This window comes from Rhodococcus sp. KRD175, assembly GCF_017168275.1.
In the GTDB taxonomy this organism is placed as follows: Bacteria; Actinomycetota; Actinomycetes; order Mycobacteriales; family Mycobacteriaceae; genus Rhodococcoides; species Rhodococcoides fascians.
In genome coordinates, this window is record NZ_JABFAQ010000004.1 from 215,092 (window position 1) to 231,307 (window position 16,216).

Consider the following 16,216-nt stretch of genomic DNA (forward strand, 5'->3'; position numbering starts at 1 on the left):
CCCAGGAGATTTCGATGCCGCAACACACCACCCGTCGTCCGTCCACCCGACCGGCCGCGACCGAGCAACCGGTACGCCCGCGGTTGCTCGGCGGCGATCGCGAACGACTCGGCGACGCCGTCCTCGAGGCCGCGCAGGCGGTCCCGAAGCGGATTGCCCGCCGTAAGCCACCTCGGCGGTTCGCGCTCCTCGACCGCTACGGCTGGTACGAACCCCGCTCCGAAGGCGCGTGGAGCACGACCAGGCAGTCCGAAGCGCTGAACCTGGCCATCAGCCGCCGCAGTGCCCGCCACCAGGGAGCGGTGACCGGCCTGAACCGGATCTCCCAGGATCTGGTGATCACCGATCCGTTCGAGCTCTACGGCACCGACATCTCCAACATCAACGTCTGCGTCGTCGGGGACATCGGCAAGGGCAAGTCCTCGATGATCAAGACCGCATTTCTGTGGCGGCAGATCATCTTCGGCCGACAGGTGGTGGTCATCGACAAGAAACGCCAGGGCAGCGAAGGCGAGTACTCCGTCTTCGCCCGCACCCTCGAGGTGGAATCGGTCCGGTTCAAAACCGGTGGCGGCGGCGCCAGACTGAACCTGCTCGACCCGGCGATCACCACCGGCGGTGAACACGCCGGCGGCCTCGACGGTGTCACCCCAGCCGGTCAGGAAGCCCTCGTGCTCGCCGTCCTCGCCGACACGATGGAACGCCCGCTGACCACCCCGGAGAAGAGCGCCGTCGGCCGAGCGTTGGAGCTGGTCAACGCCGACGCCGCCGCCACCGGTCGCGCACCGGTACTCAAGGATCTCGCCCGCCGCCTCGTCGAGCCGTCCACCGACGACGGCACGTACTTCGGTGACCGCTGGTCCGAGCGCTCCCTCGAATGGGGCTACGAGCCGGGCCTGGCCCTGCTGCGTCTGGTCGACCGGGACCTCAAGGGCCTCGTCGACGCAGAAACCTCCCCGGAGGTCCGCGCCGCGCTCGAGCACCCGTTCGCGCACTTCGACGTCTCCGCGCTGCCGACCGAAGGGCCTGCGCTGCGGGTGGTGATGACCGTGATCAACACCTGGCTGGCGAACCTGCTCGCGGCACGCTCGTCGGTGTCCAAGCAGACCATCCTCATCGTCGAGGAAGGCTGGCACGTCGCCGAAGGATCGACCGGCGCGGTGTTCCGGTCGAACATGAAACTCTCCCGCGGACTGGGCCTGTCGACCGTCTCGGCCTTCCATCACCCCTCCGACATGTCCCACGACTCCCCCGCCCGTGCCCTGATGCAGGAAGCGGGAATCGTGTTCCTGTTCGCGCAGGAACGCTTCGACGACGCCCGCGAGACAGCCGAGATGTATCACCTCCCGCCCGGGTCCATCGACATCATCATGGGCCTGGGACAGGGCGAATGCCTGGTCAAGATCGGCTCGTCCGATCCGATCCTGATGGAACACGTCCGCTCCCCGCAGGAGATCGCCCTCACCGACACCGACGCCGCCGTCAAAGGAGTCAAGCCAGCATGAGCACCTCATCGCCCTCACCGTCAGCGGCCCGGCGTTCCCGCACCATCGACGTGTACGTGAGCTCGCCGGCCCCGATCGGGTACGACGACACCTGCGCGAGCGGGGAGAGGCGGTTCGTATCCCTTTCGGCCGCAACACGATTCGCCGTCAGCCATGCCGCCGCCATCGACGCCGGTGTCCCCGGGATCACCGTCACCATCGCTGCCGAGGGACACGACGACGTCTGTGTGTCCGGCACCCCCGGCGAGATCACCTGCGCACTCGCCACCATCCCGGCCTACACCGCCGGCGTCCGCACAGCGCGGATACCGGCACCGGGCTACCTGCGTGCCGCCGTCGACGAGGTCACCCTGCCGATCCAGTGGCAGGGCAGCGTGGGAGTGGAGGCCGGCGTCGATGTGCGCGTGCTCTCGACCCGGCCCGACCCGCTGCCGAACTCGACACTGCTGCTCGGACAATGGGCACCGGACCTCGCGCACCGCCTCGCGCACGACCTCGCCCGCTCGATCACCGAGCGCAGTGGCCAACGGAGCCCGGCCACCGTGACATACCTCCCCGACCAGGGGCGGTACGAGATCACCCATCCCGCCCCGATCTCCGATACCGACGCCGCCGCGGTGGCCCGCTACATCCGGATCACCCGACTTCGAGCCAACCTCGCCGCCCTCGACCCGGTCGCCGACGCGGACTGCGCCGTCGGTCTCGCCGCCGAGCTGCACGTGCTCGAAAGCTACTCCCGCCGTGTCCCTTTTACCGACGACAGGACAGTTCGATGAGTGCGATGCAATCCCCTCCCCGTAGGCCCAGCGATCCGTTCGTTCCGTCCGAGGTCTGGGTCGGTGCCGCTCTGATCGTGGGTCTGGTGTTCGCTGTCGCCGGCGGCGGCATGGTCTCCTCGCTGGTCTCGGGCACGGTGATCGCGATGCCCACCAGCTTCGGTGAGCTGTTCTCGATCTTCCGCGGGTTGGCCACGAACCCGTCGGACCCCGCGGCCGCGTGGCCGGCGACCGCGCAGCCGGGTCCGGCGTGGGTGACCTGGGTGTGCATTCTGGTGCTCGGTGCGCTGTATACCGCCGTGGCCCTGTGGATCAGCTCCGAGATCGACGACTGGCAGCACCACCGCGGTCAGGCGCAACGTGGTTTCGCCGGCCGACATGAGCTCGCCCGGGCAGGCATCGACGAGAAGAGTGTCCGCACCGCTGCCGTCGCCACCCGTTCCTCGTTGAAGGGCACGCGGGCCTCGAAGCTGGACGCGAGCGAGGTCGCGATCGCGTTGGGCCGCAACATGGTCGACCCCGACAGGGTCGTCTACATCAAACAGAACGACTGCATGCTCGTCGAGGGCGTCACCGGCTCGGGCAAGACCTGGCGCGTGGCGTATCAGCGCTGCATGGACGCACCCGGTGCACTGCTGGTGACCTCGACGAAAGTGGACCTGATCTCGGCGACGTACGAGCACCGCGCCGCGCTCGGCCGAGTATCGATCTTCGATCCGGACAACATCACCGGATGGCCCGACCCGATCCGCTGGTCGATCCTCTCCGGATGCCAGGATCCGGACGTGGCCATCCGCCGCGCACAGAGCTTGGTGTCGGCAATGCCTATGGGAGACACCAAGAACGGCGGCTACTGGGAAGACAAAGCAGTGGTTCTGCTGCGCTGCTACCTGCACGCGGCCGCGATCAGCGGCGCGAACCTGGCCACGCTGCGCGTGTGGGTGAACTCGCGTAAAGGCCGCGAACCACGCGAGATCCTCATGCGGACGATGCCCGGCTGGGAAGCCGAACTCGGCCAAATCCTCGACTCCGGATCGGACTCCTCCGACGACATGATCGGCGCGGCCAGCAGACTCCTCGCCCCGCTCGCCTCCCCCGCACTGCTTAGAGCCGTCGACGTCCCGATGCGCGAGTCGTTCGACATCGACGAGTTCATTCGATCCGGCACGGACACGCTGTATCTGGTGTCCAAGGGCAAAGACAATTCTGCGGCACCATTCATCGCAGCCCTGGCCAGCGAAGTGCACTACCTAGCCGACCGCCACTCACAGTCCCTGCCCGGTGGCCGCTTCGATCCCCCGATCCGATTCGAGCTCGACGAAGTCAACAACGTCGCCCCGATTCCCGGACTGCCGGATCTCATGTCGGACTCGGGCGGCCGCGGCATCACCATCCACGCCTACGCCCACAACGAAGAGCAGAACAAGCTCCGCTGGGGCGCGGTCGCCGGCAAGATGTTCGCCGACAACTCCCCCGCCCGCCTGATCCTTCCCGGCCTCAAAGGCGACGAGCTGCAAGCGATCTCGAAGATGCTCGGCGACCGATACGAGTGGCAGCCCTCCGGCAACGCCCAGTCCGGCCCGACGCTGCGAGAGGTACCGGTGATGTCGCCGGCGCAGATCCGCCAGATGGACCCCGACCAGGGTCTGTTGATCTACCGGACCGCGCCGCCGATCCTGGTGCATCTACCGACGGTGTGGGACGAAAAACCATCACGTGCCGCGGTGCTGCGCTCGCAGAAGGTGTTCGACGAGATCGTGGCATCGGGCACCGCGCCTTGTACCAAGGTCCGGTCCGGCGCGGTGGTGCTCGACAAGGTCAGTGACGGGACGACGCTATCGTGACCGCACCGGGGGCAGAGCAGGAAGAATTGGTGCCGTCGCGGTTCACCTGGCGCTACCTCGATGCCGAGCAGGCGCGGGCCCTGTGGTCGGAGCTGATCGACTGGACCACGTGGCTGCGCGAGCGCTACGAGCTCGGCACCAAGATCCCGCCGTGCTGGTACCGCCACGATCCCGTCGTCGAGGAACTGAGCGCCCTGATGGCGGCATGGACCGATGCCTACTACCGCGGTGACGAGTACCGGGACGACCTCACCGCCTGGCACACCCAGTGGTTCCGGCCGCTCATGGCGCGTGTCCGTGACATCTCGGACTTCGACAGTTGCACCCACGATCGGTGTGCGCACCGGCCGTCGCCGCCGGCCACGCTCGCCGGCATCGAGGAGTTCGTCGACGCCGACGTCGACGCCCGCCCCGAACCATCACCAGCCCCGCCGGCACCGGTCGTCGACGTCACCGCGGCCGAGGAAGTGCGCACCATCCCCGCCGACGACATGGACATGGCCATCGACTCCGGCCTCGCCGAACCGCTCGACCCCGCCGACCCCGACAGCCCCGTGAGCTTCGAGGGCATCGAATGGACCTTCAACGCCCGCATGGGTGCCTGGGTTCCTTACACCTGACCTCATCCCCTTATGAAGCTGCGGACCTACATCGCTCGATCGGCCACTCGTCCGTACATCCCGCCCGGATACGGCAGGGTCGGTGCACGATCACTGTGGGTCTGCCGAGCCCGACCACCGATTACACGTCAACCCGCCCGGCGTGTAGTCGGTGGTCAGGGTGAGTGGTTCCGGTTCAGGCGAGAGAACTCGGATTGTCCGCTCGCTCCGAGCGTCAGGTCGCGCACTTCTTGTCGACCGAGACGTTAATTCGACGAATAGCACTGTCCATGAGCGGGGCGTTACGCATGTGAAGACTCGCTTCAATCTTAAGTTCACTGAGGCCACACGGAAGCAGATACGTTCGGATACCCAGTTCCGTCCCGGCTTCTGCGACGGTGTCTCCGTGCGCCCAGCCGACCTTCATGTTGGCGCCGAACTTCCACGGCTGGATGGGCCCCGAGTTCTCGACTACTGGCGAGACCCACCACCCTTTTTTGGTCGGCAGGTCCCAGATCCTCTCCACGTCACGGTCGGCCTCAAGGGCATAGACCGTCTGCGGAGGGTCGCCCGGCTTCCTCTGAAAGACCTCCACATTGGCGCTGAGTTCGATCGGTGGGAGCCCTGGGTTCTCTTCAACTGCCGTCGCCGATGCTGGTGGCGCGTGAAAGATGATGCGGATTGGAACGATGCCGCCCTCGTGTCCGTCCTGGGTGAGGTTCGCACTGGCGTCGACCTGAAGATTGAGGACAGGAGCTTCATCGTCCTGGTCGGCGATGACCGAGAAGCCGATGTCGTCCACCGTGAACGGATCCGTCGCGGGATCGTCGCCCTCCCTCGGAAACGCGACCAAAGCGACGTTACCGAGGCCGGGGTCGTAAAGCCCCGGGCCGGGTGCCGAGGCGGCGGTGCGAGAGGACCCTAGTTCAGTCCATGTGTACTGCGCCAGCGCTACGGCCAGCACCAGCACCATCGCAATGAACATCGCCGCGATGACCCGCGGCGGACCGCCAAAACCGAAAATAGAGACACTGAAGGTTGGTCCCTCGGGCTCGATGATGTCCGGCTCGCGGGCTTCCCGGAGTCGCGCGTAGATAGCGTCTGTACCAGCTTCCGTCGCTTTACTTCCGGACGCCCCGGTGAGGCCCATCATGAACGATGTCTGCGCCTCGTCGGCCCGGAGTCCGGTACAGAGGTCGCGCATGAGACTGGGCTCCATCGCTTCGATCCCGTCGATGTAGGCCCCGATCTGTGCCGATGTCTTTTCGAGCGTTCGATAACCGGCCGACTTACTGGTGGTCTCCTTGAGTGCGTCGGCGAGGGTGGAGCCCTCGGGCATGTGCGCTAGGTACCACCAGACCGCCATATGCTTGGGGCCGGGATATCTCCTGTGCGCTAATGCCTTCGAGTCCGTGAAATTGTACGGCGAACGCCTTTTGTCCGCGAATCCCTCCTGAAGAGTCGAGTGAAATTCCAATCGGAGATATGCAAGAAATAGCTCATTATTCTTATCCACCCGAACCTCCTGGCAAATACGCCGCTGTCGGCGCATTGTCGATAGAGCGATTATGCCAGTGTTTCGATCGCTAGTCACGAAAGGGCAGGTTGGAACAGTCCGGTAGTCCCATCTACCGCCAGTATCAGGCACTACCGGCCACCATCCGGCAGTGCCGATCATTTCGGTAGTTCCCGACAGTGCCAGTAGCCGCCTATACCGAGCACTTACAACCCCTGAAATCCTTTCGCTGCAATTACTCGATCCACTACAAAGGAATAAGGCAACCAACGGCGGTCAGCCTGAAATCCTCTTCGAACGAGCCTCGACTTTCGGACCTATCGGAATATCGGGAAAGTACGGAGAATAATTCGCACTCGAAAGGACATTTCCATGGAGAACACGCCTGTGAACCGTCACGACAATTGCAGTGCATGTGGCGGTGGTGGTGGTGAGATCGCCCTGTCGCCGGCGCAGACGGCTGAGGTAGTCGACCGACGTACGTTGGCCATCGACGAGGCACTTCGCCTCCGTCTCGTCAAGCGAGTCGAACAGGACTACGAGTTCAACGCTCGCGTATCCTCGGAGATCCAGGGTGAGCACCGGACCGCGGTGGCGGAACGGATCGTGCACCAGACGATCGGATTCCTGACGCTGGTTGCGAAGAACCCCGGAATCGGGTTCTCGCCCAGTTCGCTCGTCGACATCGGTTGGCACAACTTCATCCTGTACACACGTGAATACACCGCGTGGTGCCAGGAGACCGGTGGCCGCTATATCCATCACGCGCCGTTCGACGAGGCCGGAGTCGACTACGGCACCGGTCATTCGCACCGGACAGTCGATGCTCTGCGTGAGTTCGGATGGCTCGTGGACGAGGAGTTGTGGGCGAGCAAGTTCGTCTACGACTGCGGTACCTGCAACGTCGGCGGCTACGACTGCACGTCGACCGATGGCGGGAATGTCCCCCCACACGCCCCGCATTCGGTGGCGCTGCGAGCACCGAACAACGGCAATTGCGGTAGCCAGGACTGCAGCGACGCGTGCGGAGGTCCCGACGGTCTCGTTGGGCGCGCGCGGGCTGCCCTGGCCGCGCCGAACAACGGCAGCTGCGGTAGCCAGGACTGCAGCGATGCGTGTGGAGGGGGCAGCACGGACTGACCGCGCGACGTCGGCTCCGCTGCTGGACGGCCCTGACCACCATTCCTATGGAGTGGTGGTCAGGGCCATCTTCTGTTCGGACAACCTATTCAGATGCGTGGGCCGCGGGTCGGTCCGGGTCGCCGGGCCTGTTGTCGTAGTTGTTCGCGGCGTTGGGCTTTGTGTTGCTCGGCGAGGCGGCGTTGTTCTGCCGCGCGTTGCTCGGCGGCCTCTCGTCGCGCGCGGTCCGTGTCGACGATCGGATCGGGCCTCGCGGGTTGCAGGGACGGTGCCGGCTGCTGTCCGGGGCCTGCGTGTGCGGGCACCGCTACGGGCGCGGTGACTGTCTTGATGCGGGCGTTGACCTGATCCCACGCGCGGGCCGCTTCCCCGTGTTCGGGTCGGTCTCCGATAAGAGTGCGATCGGTGTCGATGCCGAATTGTTCTCGATAGGCCCCGACTTGACCGGCAGTGACCTGCCAGCGCAGTCGGGCACCGCCGGAGTCGGGAACCTCGCCGAGGTGGCGGGTCCAGGCGGGTTGTTCGTCGATGGCGTGCTGTCCGAGCTCGCGGGTGCGTTCGGCGATCTCGGTGTAGCGGCGGCGGCTCCAAGCGACGAGTTCGGGGTCGATTCCCTCGCGGTCCTGCATCGGCGGCAGCACCCAGCTCGGGGCACTGTGGTCGCGTGCCTCTCGGCCGAAGGGCCAGCGCCGTTCGGCTTCGTCGAGCAGATCCGCTGCACTCGGGTCGGGGTCGGTGACACCGCGCCGCAGTTCCACGATCGCGGCGTGGGGGTCTTTGCCTGCGCGTTCGGCATTGCGTAGATGGGCGGCGAGGTCGGGCCACGCCCCATCGTCGCCGAGGATGGTCTCGGCGTGCTCACCGAACTGTGTCCGCAGCGCCGGTTCGATGCTCTGCGTCCACGCGTGCATCTCGTCCGCGCCGTTCTCGATGTGCTTTTCGAGTCGCCAGTGCATGACGGCGGAGACGGAGTCTGCGCTGGCGAGTTCTCGCTCCGAGCGTGCGGCGGCGAGGGTGTGGGCGGCGCCGAGGCCGAGCTGCTCGGCGCGGCGGTATTGGTGGACGAAGGTGTCCCATTCGGCTTCGGCGATCATCGTGTTCGCCAACTCCGGACCCATGTTCTCGCGGACGATCGCTTCGATGCGGTGCGCGTCGATGAGCTCTCCCGCGTACTCGTATCCGCCTACGTTGTAGTCGAGCTTGCGGTGCGCGACTGCGGCGTCGCGTTGCTGTTCGGTCGCCGAGACGTCCGCGCCGTCGCGGCCGATGATGGTCCGCACGACTTCGTCGGCGATCTTTTTGTCCGGATGCACGTGGATCAGGTGCGGGTCGACGATCCGGTCGATGGGCACGTACAGCTGACTCCTCTCGCGGCCGCGGGTGAGGGCGACGTAGAGGGCTTGACGGTTCATGGTGTCGTCGACGAGAACATGGACCTGGTCGACGGTCATGCCTTGCGACCGGTGGATGGTGGCGGCGTAACCGAGCTCGCAGTGCTCTTTGACGTAGTCTGCCGGCAGTCGGATGCGCCCGCCGTGTTCGAGGTGGCGCACGGTCAGCGATCCGTCGCGGTGCGCGGTCTTGACCGTCCACAGGTCGCCGTTGCGCACGCGTTCCCCGCGGGTTCCGGTCACGCGCAGGCTGGTGTCGTTGCGGCGGGTGACGATGAGATCCCCTGCGCTGGCGCGAAGTCCGTCGGAGAGGTCGTTACCGCCTTTCTTGACCAGTCCCTTGGCGAGTCGTTCGGTGCGGGCCCGGTCGTTGAGGTCGCGGACGGCGTGGTTGCTGTTGGCGATCATCAGCGACGTCGTGTCGGTGTCCGAGGTCTTCGCCCAGGCGATGAAGACTTTCTCGGCGAGGTCGTCGGCCATGCCGTGCTGCACGCGGTCTTTCGCGGCGTACCAGGCGGCGACGGAGGTGTCACCGTCACGTAGACGCAGGGAGATCTCGGCTTCTTCCTTGTCGCGGAAGCGGTGGACGTCGACCAGCTCCGGTGCCGCGCTCGATCGGGCGACCAGGCGCAGTGCGCCGCCCGTATCGACGGCGGCGAGCTGCTGTGGGTCGCCGAGCAGGCGGACCACTGCGCCGTGCTCGGCGGCGATATAGGTCAGCCGGTCCAAAATGTGTGTCGAGGCCATGCCTGCTTCGTCGACGAGGATCATCGCGCCCGGGGTGATGCCGGTGTCGAGTTCGTTCTCGTAGCGGGTGAGGACGTCGTCGATGGTGCGGCCGGTGACCCCGAGTTCGGTGCCCAGGACGTCGGCGGCTTTCGCGGACGGTCCGAGGGCGATCACGTCGTATCCGGTACTACGCCAAGCGTCGACGACGACGCGCATGGCGGTGGTCTTGCCGGTTCCGGCCGGACCGACGCCGGCGGCCAGGAGGGCCCCGGAGAACAGGAAGTGCTCCACGAGTGCCTTCTTGTCCGCGCCGACGTCCCAGCCCTTGCGTTGGGTGTGCGCGGCGAGGGCTGCGGTGTAGGCGTGGGCGGGTGCCAGCACCGCGGTCGGGGTGCGGGCGGCACCGACGAGGCGGTGTTCGGCGGCGAGGATCGCTGCGCTGGTGTACGTTTCGTTGCCGTGAACGGTCAGGATCGACGCACCGTCGCTGCGCTGCAGCGCTGCCGGGATCGCGTCGACCTGGCGAGTCAATCGGATGGACTCTGCGCCGAGGGCGGCTTCGGTGACCTTCTCGGCGACCGCGTCACGCTCGGCCGCGGTGCCGAACACCAGTGGCCGCAGTTGTCGTTGGACTTCGGCTTGGATGTGCCAGCGGTTCCAGCTCGAGCGTTGCTGTGCGATGCGTGCGACTGCGGTGCGGGCGATCTCGCGGTGGTCGATCGAGGCGGCTTCGGTGACGGTGATCGTGTTCCCGGTGCTCTTCTTCAGGGCGGAGTTCAGGGCGCGTCGGCCGACGACGTCGAGTGCGCGTACGCGCCATTCCGCGCGTTGGGCACCGAGCGATTTCGGGGGTGCTTTCTCGTTGCGGGTTTCCAGAGTCGCTTGGTCGGCGAGTCGCATCTGCGTCGCGGTCGAGGGGTCTTTGCCGTGGGTCTTGCGGTAGTCCGAGACGAGCTTTTCCATGCGTGACTCGATGGCGTCGCGGCGGGAGAACTCGCTGAGCAGTGCAGTGGGGATGCCTTCTATTTCGCGGACGGCGCGTTTGTTGATTCCGGTGCCGGGCCGGTTGGCGAACACGGTGCCGAGCTCGCGGGTGACGTACTCCTCGATGAGGGTGTTGTAGCGCTCGGATGCGGCGACGGCGAGCTTGTGCAGCACGCGGCCATCCAGGCTGCGCCATTTGCCGTCGACGCCGTGCACTTTGGTGGAGATCGCGACGTGGGTGTGCAGGTTCGGGTCACCGTTGCGATTGTCGCGGTGATCGAACCGGGTGTACATCAGGCCGGTCGATTCGATCTGTCCGACACCGGCTTTGCCGACCCGGGTGTAGGAGGCGTTGTCCTCGACCCAGCCGATGGCGTCGCTCACCGCGGCGCTGTGTGCGCGCTCGATCGCGACGCGGGTGTCGTCGTCGCCCAGGCCCCAGAGAACGGACACCGATTTCTGTGGAGTGAACACGCAGTCGTAGCCGGCGACGGGTTGGCGTTCGCGGCGCTGCTGCGAGGCGATGTAGCGGACGAGCTCTGCTTCGCTGGCCGGTGATCGCCCGACTTCGCGGTGGAATTCGTCGGCTCCGACGCGGTAGCGGATCTGCTGGCACTGGTCGGCGGTGAGCGGTTTTCCGCCGGCGGCGCGGTCGTTGTCGATCTCGGCGCGGATGCGTTTCATCAGCGGCACCTCGTTGCGGAAGCTCGCGAACTTGCGGCCGAGCCGCACGCTCTCGATGGCCGCGTTCGCCTTCGTGCCGTCGAGGACGGCGGCCTCGATCAACGCTTGGGCTTCAGGGTGCAGGCCCTCACCGAACAGCGCTTTCATCTGGTCCTCGCGGACGTACCCGGACACCCCGAGCTCGGCCGAGGCCCGCCCTCCCCAGATGCCCGGCTCGGTGCCTTCGGCCGCGTAGTAGTCGGTGAGGTCCTGGCCGCGTTCGCGGCGAATGTCATCGCTGGCGACCTCGCGGGTGAGGTAGGTGTAGCCGTCGCCCGCGTGCAGCGCGTGAACAGTCATCATCGCGGGCACTGCCGACGAAGAGGTGGTGTGCGACGAGATCTCACGGGCCGATCTCGCTCGAAATCTGCTTCTGAATCGCGCGGCACAGTCGCGATAGTACGCAGATTCCGCCCATGGACACTAATAGTGCAAGAGGTGTGTAGCGTTTAGTTTGTTATTTCGCAAACGGTTACAGAAAATCCGAAGTTGACAGCATCTGCATTCCGGACGAATTAGAACGTGCATGGACGGTGAGGGACGAAAGTTGTAGCGAGACAGCTCGATCAGGGCGACGCTGGGTGCGTATGACCCTTTCGCCGGCCATCATGTTGGCAGTAGCCTGTCTCGTATGACTCCCTCGAACAATGGACCGGTCAGTGCTCGGGAACGGGCTCGGCGAGCGAATGCGCAGCGGCTGTCAGAGGCACAGTTGTGTTTGAAGAATCAGGAGCAAGATTTGATTTCATATTTCGATGCCACCCGCGACGAACAAAGGATCAACGACGATGTGACCTCGAGGATCGAGCGGTTGCAGCGGGACGCGGAAGCCAAACTTGCTGCGGCGTATGAGAGACGCGCTGGAGCACTCGCGAAGCTCAAGAACCGCGGTGAAACATACGCCAGTATCGCTGCCTTGGTGGATCTCTCGGTGCCGGAGGCGACGCGGTTGGTCAAGTCGACGATGGTGTCACGTGCGACCGCCATGCCCGATGTTCATCCGGATGCAGAGGATGACGCGAGTGGATCGCGTAGCACCGAGGAGAATGTCGAAGGCCGTCGCGATTCTGCACCAACTGCGACTGTAGAGCTGTCGGTGGATGGAGACGCGGGGGCGGATGGAGAGGGCGCGCGCAGCATCGCCTGACAAACGAGCGGAGCTCACGCCGCAGGCTTCACGCCTGCACACATCGAAGGTTCTAACTCAGTGCCACACAACGGTTGTTCGAGAACGCCATGAGAACGCGCGCCCACTGCACATCGTTACGGCGGAATATTTATGTCGTTGTCTTGGTGTTGAAATCGACTCGAGGTAGGAGGTGAACGATCGTGATCGCACTTATTATCATCGGCTTGATCGTCGTAGGAGCGCTGTGGCGCGCTGGGAAGTCCGAGTCAGGTTGGCGGTTCGCTCCCCTGCGGGCAACGGGAGTCATCGCCAGCGGCGTGTTTCGCATCGGCTTGTTTATTGCGTCGATCATGTTTGCCGTAGTCGTTACTGTTGCCATCGGCGTGTTGCGCAGCACCTCCCAATAGATCGTCGAAGCTTCATCACGTGGCGAGCTTGCGGCATGATCTGACTGTTTCTCGACCCGCCTTCAAAGCTCCGCGCCATCTCAGCCTCGTAGCGTCTGCGCAGATGCGCGTTTGGTGTTCTACGGTCGAGCTGTGGCGTGCGTGTCAGCTCGGAAGGCCATCCGTTCAGGCGCACGCCAAGCGAAGCAACGCAGGTGCGCGAAACGGTGCCGTAGCCAATTGCCGTGTCGCTGAAGAGCGCGGATATCGGCGCTGGTTACGCTCATAGATAAGAATGCGGTTGCGCATTGCGAATGTGTCGATGAAAGGTTTTTCGGCTGTGGCAAGACGAGTGACAACCCAATTGGTGGACGATATCGACGGGTCGGTCATCGACGACGAGTCCGGCGAAACGATCGAATTCGCGATCAACGGCGTCGAGTACTCGATCGACCTGAAGGCGAAGAACGCGAACGAGTTTCACAGGAAGCTCGACTACTACGTCGGACACGCGACGCGAGTCGGTGGCCGCAAGCGCAAGCCCACCCCCGCTGCCGCGTCGGCCGCGACAGCGGCCGGCGGATCGGGCAAGCGTGATCCGGAGCAGACGCGGGCGATTCGGCAGTGGGCATTCGATCAGGGCTACGAGATCAGCGAACGCGGCCGCATCCCGGCCGACATCGAAGAGGCGTACAACGCCGCACACTGACAGGCGGGTGAGCCGCCTGCGTCGACGTGAGCGGGCGGCTCCCTGTTCGCTCTGATTTGCCGCGAGTGCGGCGCGCTGCGCAGCACCCGTTGACAACTCGTCGAAGTTTCGGCGAGAGGCCGAGTTTGCGGCGCGGGCCGAACGTTGCTCGGTGCACGGGTGCGCTCTGCTTCAGCGACGTAGCAAGTTCGCTTCGATCTGTGCCGGTCGATCTATACCCTGAATTCAGACCAGCAGTTCATGTGCCCACTCGTACACCCAGTGCGGCAACGCGGGTGCGTCGAACGGTGCGGTAGCGAATTCTGATTCGGTGCGAACTGCGCACTCGGGAATCGCGTCGACGGTGCGGGAGCCGAAGGATCGAGCAGCGACGATCCACTGTCCACGGTGATGCACTCGGATTGCAGTCGACACTGTGCACCGCCCGCCGGAGTATCCGGCGGTCAGCTTGTGGCAGTCCCATTCGACGTGCTGGTTCTGTCCGAAGAAGTGTGTCAACGTCTCGGCGAAGGATGGCCCGTAGAGGGTCCCTCGGTCTGTGTCGATGCGGATGAAGTTCATGGTGGCGGCCTCTTCGAGTCATAGCGGCAATGCGAGGTGTGCGTGGAAAGTTGCTCAGAACAGGGGATTCTGGTTGCGCGCCGCGAGAATCTCGCGGAACGCTCGGAACTTGCCTAAAAGGTCTGAGGCGACGGCCTCGGTGTAACCGATGGACAGCGCGACGTCACTCAGTGTGTTGCCGGCGGCCAGCGCGTCCTCTACCTCACGCCCGACAGCGAGGTCCTCGACTGCGTCTGGATCCAGATGCTCGACATCGACGGCGGCCAATCGTGCAGAAGCGACAGCAGCTCGACGCCGCTCTTCGCCCGACTCTGGCCCTTCCCGCGCGGTCATCGTGTGCTGCCGCTGCGGAAGGCGTTCAGGCGGTTCGTCGCTTCACGTTGCGCCCTTCCGATTTCGACGAGCTGGTCGAACAGGAATTCCTCCGGCGCTTCCTCGGCGAGCTGCTGAATTCTGATTCCGGCGTCGAAGAAGCTACGTCGGTAGCTTTCCGACAGGACCATGCCGGCGTATTCGTTTGCCGATGCTCCGCATGCGTTCGCTGCGGTGACGTCGGTCAGTGTTCGACGCAGCCGTGCACCGCGGTGTCCGCTGGCACCTGACCGGACAAGGACGCCCAGAACACTCGCGGGGTCGTGTGGGAGGTTGTCGATGATCAGCTCCTGCACGATGCCGTACAGCTCGCGATAGACGGGATCGTGGAAATCGTTGGCCTGCAATGTTGCTGAAATGCGGGCAGCCTCTTCGGTGTCCTGCAGCCACATCAGTGCGCAGATGACCAGTGCTTCCGGTGCCGTCTCCGGATGGTCCGTCAGATCAGCGTGATCTTCGTCGTCGGCGGGTTCGACTGCTCTCAACGGGGTCATCTGTTTGCCTCGTTTCTCTTTGCGGGTCTGTTGCGGGAGAACTGGATTCGATAGTCCGGTGGCGCTTTGCTTGGTCCTGCCGCGTTCATCGTCATTTTGCGGAGGTGTAGGTCAGATGTAGAGAAGGTTCGGTGGCGCAGAGCCGTCGAACTGCTCGAGGCTGTCGAGGACGGCGTTGTAGTTCTCGGGCCTGCAGCTTCCGAGTCCGATGATGAGGGCACAGGTTCCGTCGAGTGTGACGAGGTAGGACGGCGGGCTGCCGTTGTCGGACGATGCGTGCTCGCGTGCGTCGAGGAGGGCGATACGGACGGCATCGGCGGCGGCGCGTTTCGCAACTTCGAGGTTGGGTTCCGCTCCGGTTGCGGTAAGGATCTCGGGGTTGTCCTCGGGGTGTGTGGTGACTGTCCAGGTGATCATCGTTGGTTCCTTGTCGCTCGTGCCGGCCCAGTTGCTTGTCGTCGAGCGTCACACGAGGTCCGCAACGATTCGTTCGATGCGGAGACCGATCAGGCGAGGCTGTGGATAACTGTGGCGTCGAGTCAGCCTGTGGATAAACGACGTTCGGCCCCGGGGTTGGGGCCGAACGTGTGGTATCAGACGTCGTCGAAGACATCGAGGAGTTTGGCGGGGTCGCGGCGGTAGCGTCCGCCGTCGAGAAAGACACCAACGGCAGCACGGTGAACGCGTCGGAGTTCGGCCATCAGGGTGTCGTAGCCGACGCGGTCGGTGATGCGCCAGGTCACAGGTCCCATATGCAGGTCTACCCAGTGGATGGTACGACGTTGTTCGGAGCTGTAGCGGTGGTGCGGCACCGCAGTGTGTTCGGGGCTGTCGAGCCACAGGACAGAGATCGCGGCGGCGCCGAATTCTGCGCCTGGTTGGGCGGGATGGGGGGCTTGTCCATCGGCTCCGGCAAGTGCGGCGCGGACGGTGGCGAACCCGGTGATGACCGCGGAAACTGTTTCGGCACTTCGGAAAGTCATCATGACGTGACCGAGTGCGACGATCATCTGCGCTTCGTCGGTGGCCGCGGAGGTAGCGGTGATAGTGGCCTGCTGGGGTCCGGCGACCAAAACCGTGGTGTGGGTGACAATTCCGGTAGTCCGGGCATTGTGTGCGGCAGTGGTCCGTCGTCCTGTGCTGGAAGCGTTCTGCGGCATGTCGGGCTCACTTTCTGTTGCGGGACCGGCTCCCCCGGCCTTTTCGCTCTGCCAATTTCTTTCGCCGTCATCTGGCTCGAAGGAGAGAAGGCGGCGCACTGGACCGGCGTCCTGGCCCTGATCCGCAAAGTTTTCAGCCGCAGGCGCTTTGAAAAGTTTTCGGAGCCCACCGGGCCGGAGCAACGCGGAGTCAGGGTT

The 16,216-nt window shown here is 64.8% G+C and carries 15 protein-coding genes; 8 read left to right on the forward strand and 7 right to left on the reverse strand.

Features of this window, described 5'->3' with window-relative positions:
* Positions 1–14: 14 nt before the first annotated feature.
* From J1M81_RS05525 to J1M81_RS05540, 4 genes are read left to right on the forward strand one after another with little or no spacing between them, the layout of a single operon-like run.
* Positions 15–1,505: a putative ATP/GTP-binding protein gene (locus tag J1M81_RS05525; RefSeq protein WP_008709957.1), complete on the forward strand. Its 1,491-nt coding sequence runs from the start codon at positions 15–17 to the stop codon at positions 1,503–1,505.
* The gene (locus tag J1M81_RS05530) at positions 1,502–2,281 is read left to right on the forward strand and encodes a hypothetical protein (RefSeq protein WP_008709958.1); all 780 of its coding nucleotides are present in this window, start codon (positions 1,502–1,504) and stop codon (positions 2,279–2,281) included. The genes J1M81_RS05525 and J1M81_RS05530 overlap by 4 nt, the downstream gene beginning before the upstream one ends.
* A complete protein-coding gene (locus tag J1M81_RS05535) occupies positions 2,278–4,125 on the forward strand; it encodes a type IV secretory system conjugative DNA transfer family protein (protein ID WP_008709959.1) in 1,848 nt (615 codons plus the stop codon). Before J1M81_RS05530 ends, J1M81_RS05535 begins: the two co-directional genes overlap by 4 nt.
* Positions 4,122–4,745, forward strand: coding sequence for a DUF4913 domain-containing protein (locus tag J1M81_RS05540; RefSeq protein ID WP_008709960.1), 624 nt, complete (start codon positions 4,122–4,124; stop codon positions 4,743–4,745). The genes J1M81_RS05535 and J1M81_RS05540 overlap by 4 nt, the downstream gene beginning before the upstream one ends.
* Before the next feature lie 214 nt (positions 4,746–4,959).
* Here J1M81_RS05540 and J1M81_RS05545 read toward each other — a convergent pair whose 3' ends face one another.
* Complete coding sequence (locus J1M81_RS05545) at positions 4,960–6,240, reverse strand: hypothetical protein (protein ID WP_206497691.1); 1,281 nt, start codon at positions 6,238–6,240, stop codon at positions 4,960–4,962.
* Between the two features lie 372 nt (positions 6,241–6,612).
* Here J1M81_RS05545 and J1M81_RS05550 point away from each other — a divergent pair, with 372 nt between their 5' ends.
* Entirely contained in the window at positions 6,613–7,380 is a 768-nt protein-coding gene (locus J1M81_RS05550; protein ID WP_008709962.1) for a hypothetical protein, read from the forward strand.
* Between the two features lie 89 nt (positions 7,381–7,469).
* Here the strand turns inward: J1M81_RS05550 and mobF are convergent, their stop codons facing one another.
* Positions 7,470–11,510 carry a MobF family relaxase gene (gene mobF, locus J1M81_RS05555; RefSeq protein WP_008709963.1) on the reverse strand — a complete coding sequence of 1,347 codons (4,041 nt, stop codon included), beginning with the start codon at positions 11,508–11,510 and terminating at the stop codon, positions 7,470–7,472.
* Positions 11,511–11,838: 328 nt separating this feature from the next.
* Between mobF and J1M81_RS05560 the strand changes: the two genes are divergently transcribed.
* The 3 genes from J1M81_RS05560 to J1M81_RS05570 all read left to right on the forward strand — a co-directional run bounded on the left by J1M81_RS05560 (position 11,839) and on the right by J1M81_RS05570 (position 13,431).
* A complete protein-coding gene (locus J1M81_RS05560; RefSeq protein WP_008709964.1) occupies positions 11,839–12,354 on the forward strand; it encodes a hypothetical protein in 516 nt (171 codons plus the stop codon).
* Between the two features lie 182 nt (positions 12,355–12,536).
* Positions 12,537–12,743, forward strand: coding sequence for a hypothetical protein (locus J1M81_RS05565; protein WP_008709965.1), 207 nt, complete (start codon positions 12,537–12,539; stop codon positions 12,741–12,743).
* Between the two features lie 319 nt (positions 12,744–13,062).
* Positions 13,063–13,431, forward strand: coding sequence for an Lsr2 family protein (locus tag J1M81_RS05570; RefSeq protein WP_042937345.1), 369 nt, complete (start codon positions 13,063–13,065; stop codon positions 13,429–13,431).
* A 225-nt stretch (positions 13,432–13,656) separates the two neighbouring features.
* Here the strand turns inward: J1M81_RS05570 and J1M81_RS05575 are convergent, their stop codons facing one another.
* The 5 genes from J1M81_RS05575 to J1M81_RS05595 form a co-directional block, all read right to left on the reverse strand.
* The gene (locus J1M81_RS05575) at positions 13,657–13,992 is read right to left on the reverse strand and encodes a hypothetical protein (protein ID WP_008709967.1); all 336 of its coding nucleotides are present in this window, start codon (positions 13,990–13,992) and stop codon (positions 13,657–13,659) included.
* 54 nt (positions 13,993–14,046) lie between these two features.
* A complete protein-coding gene (locus tag J1M81_RS05580) occupies positions 14,047–14,325 on the reverse strand; it encodes a hypothetical protein (protein WP_008709970.1) in 279 nt (92 codons plus the stop codon).
* Positions 14,322–14,858: a DnaB-like helicase N-terminal domain-containing protein gene (locus J1M81_RS05585; RefSeq protein ID WP_008709972.1), complete on the reverse strand. Its 537-nt coding sequence runs from the start codon at positions 14,856–14,858 to the stop codon at positions 14,322–14,324. The genes J1M81_RS05580 and J1M81_RS05585 overlap by 4 nt, the downstream gene beginning before the upstream one ends.
* A gap of 111 nt (positions 14,859–14,969) precedes the next feature.
* Positions 14,970–15,275 carry a hypothetical protein gene (locus tag J1M81_RS05590; RefSeq protein WP_008709973.1) on the reverse strand — a complete coding sequence of 102 codons (306 nt, stop codon included), beginning with the start codon at positions 15,273–15,275 and terminating at the stop codon, positions 14,970–14,972.
* Positions 15,276–15,451: 176 nt separating this feature from the next.
* On the reverse strand, positions 15,452–16,018 hold the full coding sequence (locus J1M81_RS05595) for a hypothetical protein (RefSeq protein WP_042937347.1): 567 nt from the start codon (positions 16,016–16,018) through the stop codon (positions 15,452–15,454).
* Positions 16,019–16,216 lie beyond the last annotated feature (198 nt).

What these genes read in the sequence shown, in the direction of transcription:
- J1M81_RS05525 (WP_008709957.1), top strand. Translation starts at nt 15, where the DNA reads ATGCCGCAACACACCACCCGTCGTCCGTCCACCCGACCGGCCGCGACC.
- J1M81_RS05530 (WP_008709958.1), top strand. Translation starts at nt 1,502, where the DNA reads ATGAGCACCTCATCGCCCTCACCGTCAGCGGCCCGGCGTTCCCGCACC.
- J1M81_RS05535 (WP_008709959.1), top strand. Translation starts at nt 2,278, where the DNA reads ATGAGTGCGATGCAATCCCCTCCCCGTAGGCCCAGCGATCCGTTCGTT.
- J1M81_RS05550 (WP_008709962.1), top strand. Translation starts at nt 6,613, where the DNA reads ATGGAGAACACGCCTGTGAACCGTCACGACAATTGCAGTGCATGTGGC.
- mobF (WP_008709963.1), bottom strand. Translation starts at nt 11,510, where the DNA reads ATGATGACTGTTCACGCGCTGCACGCGGGCGACGGCTACACCTACCTC.
- J1M81_RS05560 (WP_008709964.1), top strand. Translation starts at nt 11,839, where the DNA reads ATGACTCCCTCGAACAATGGACCGGTCAGTGCTCGGGAACGGGCTCGG.
- J1M81_RS05575 (WP_008709967.1), bottom strand. Translation starts at nt 13,992, where the DNA reads ATGAACTTCATCCGCATCGACACAGACCGAGGGACCCTCTACGGGCCA.
- J1M81_RS05580 (WP_008709970.1), bottom strand. Translation starts at nt 14,325, where the DNA reads ATGACCGCGCGGGAAGGGCCAGAGTCGGGCGAAGAGCGGCGTCGAGCT.
- J1M81_RS05585 (WP_008709972.1), bottom strand. Translation starts at nt 14,858, where the DNA reads ATGACCCCGTTGAGAGCAGTCGAACCCGCCGACGACGAAGATCACGCT.
- J1M81_RS05590 (WP_008709973.1), bottom strand. Translation starts at nt 15,275, where the DNA reads ATGATCACCTGGACAGTCACCACACACCCCGAGGACAACCCCGAGATC.
- J1M81_RS05595 (WP_042937347.1), bottom strand. Translation starts at nt 16,018, where the DNA reads ATGCCGCAGAACGCTTCCAGCACAGGACGACGGACCACTGCCGCACAC.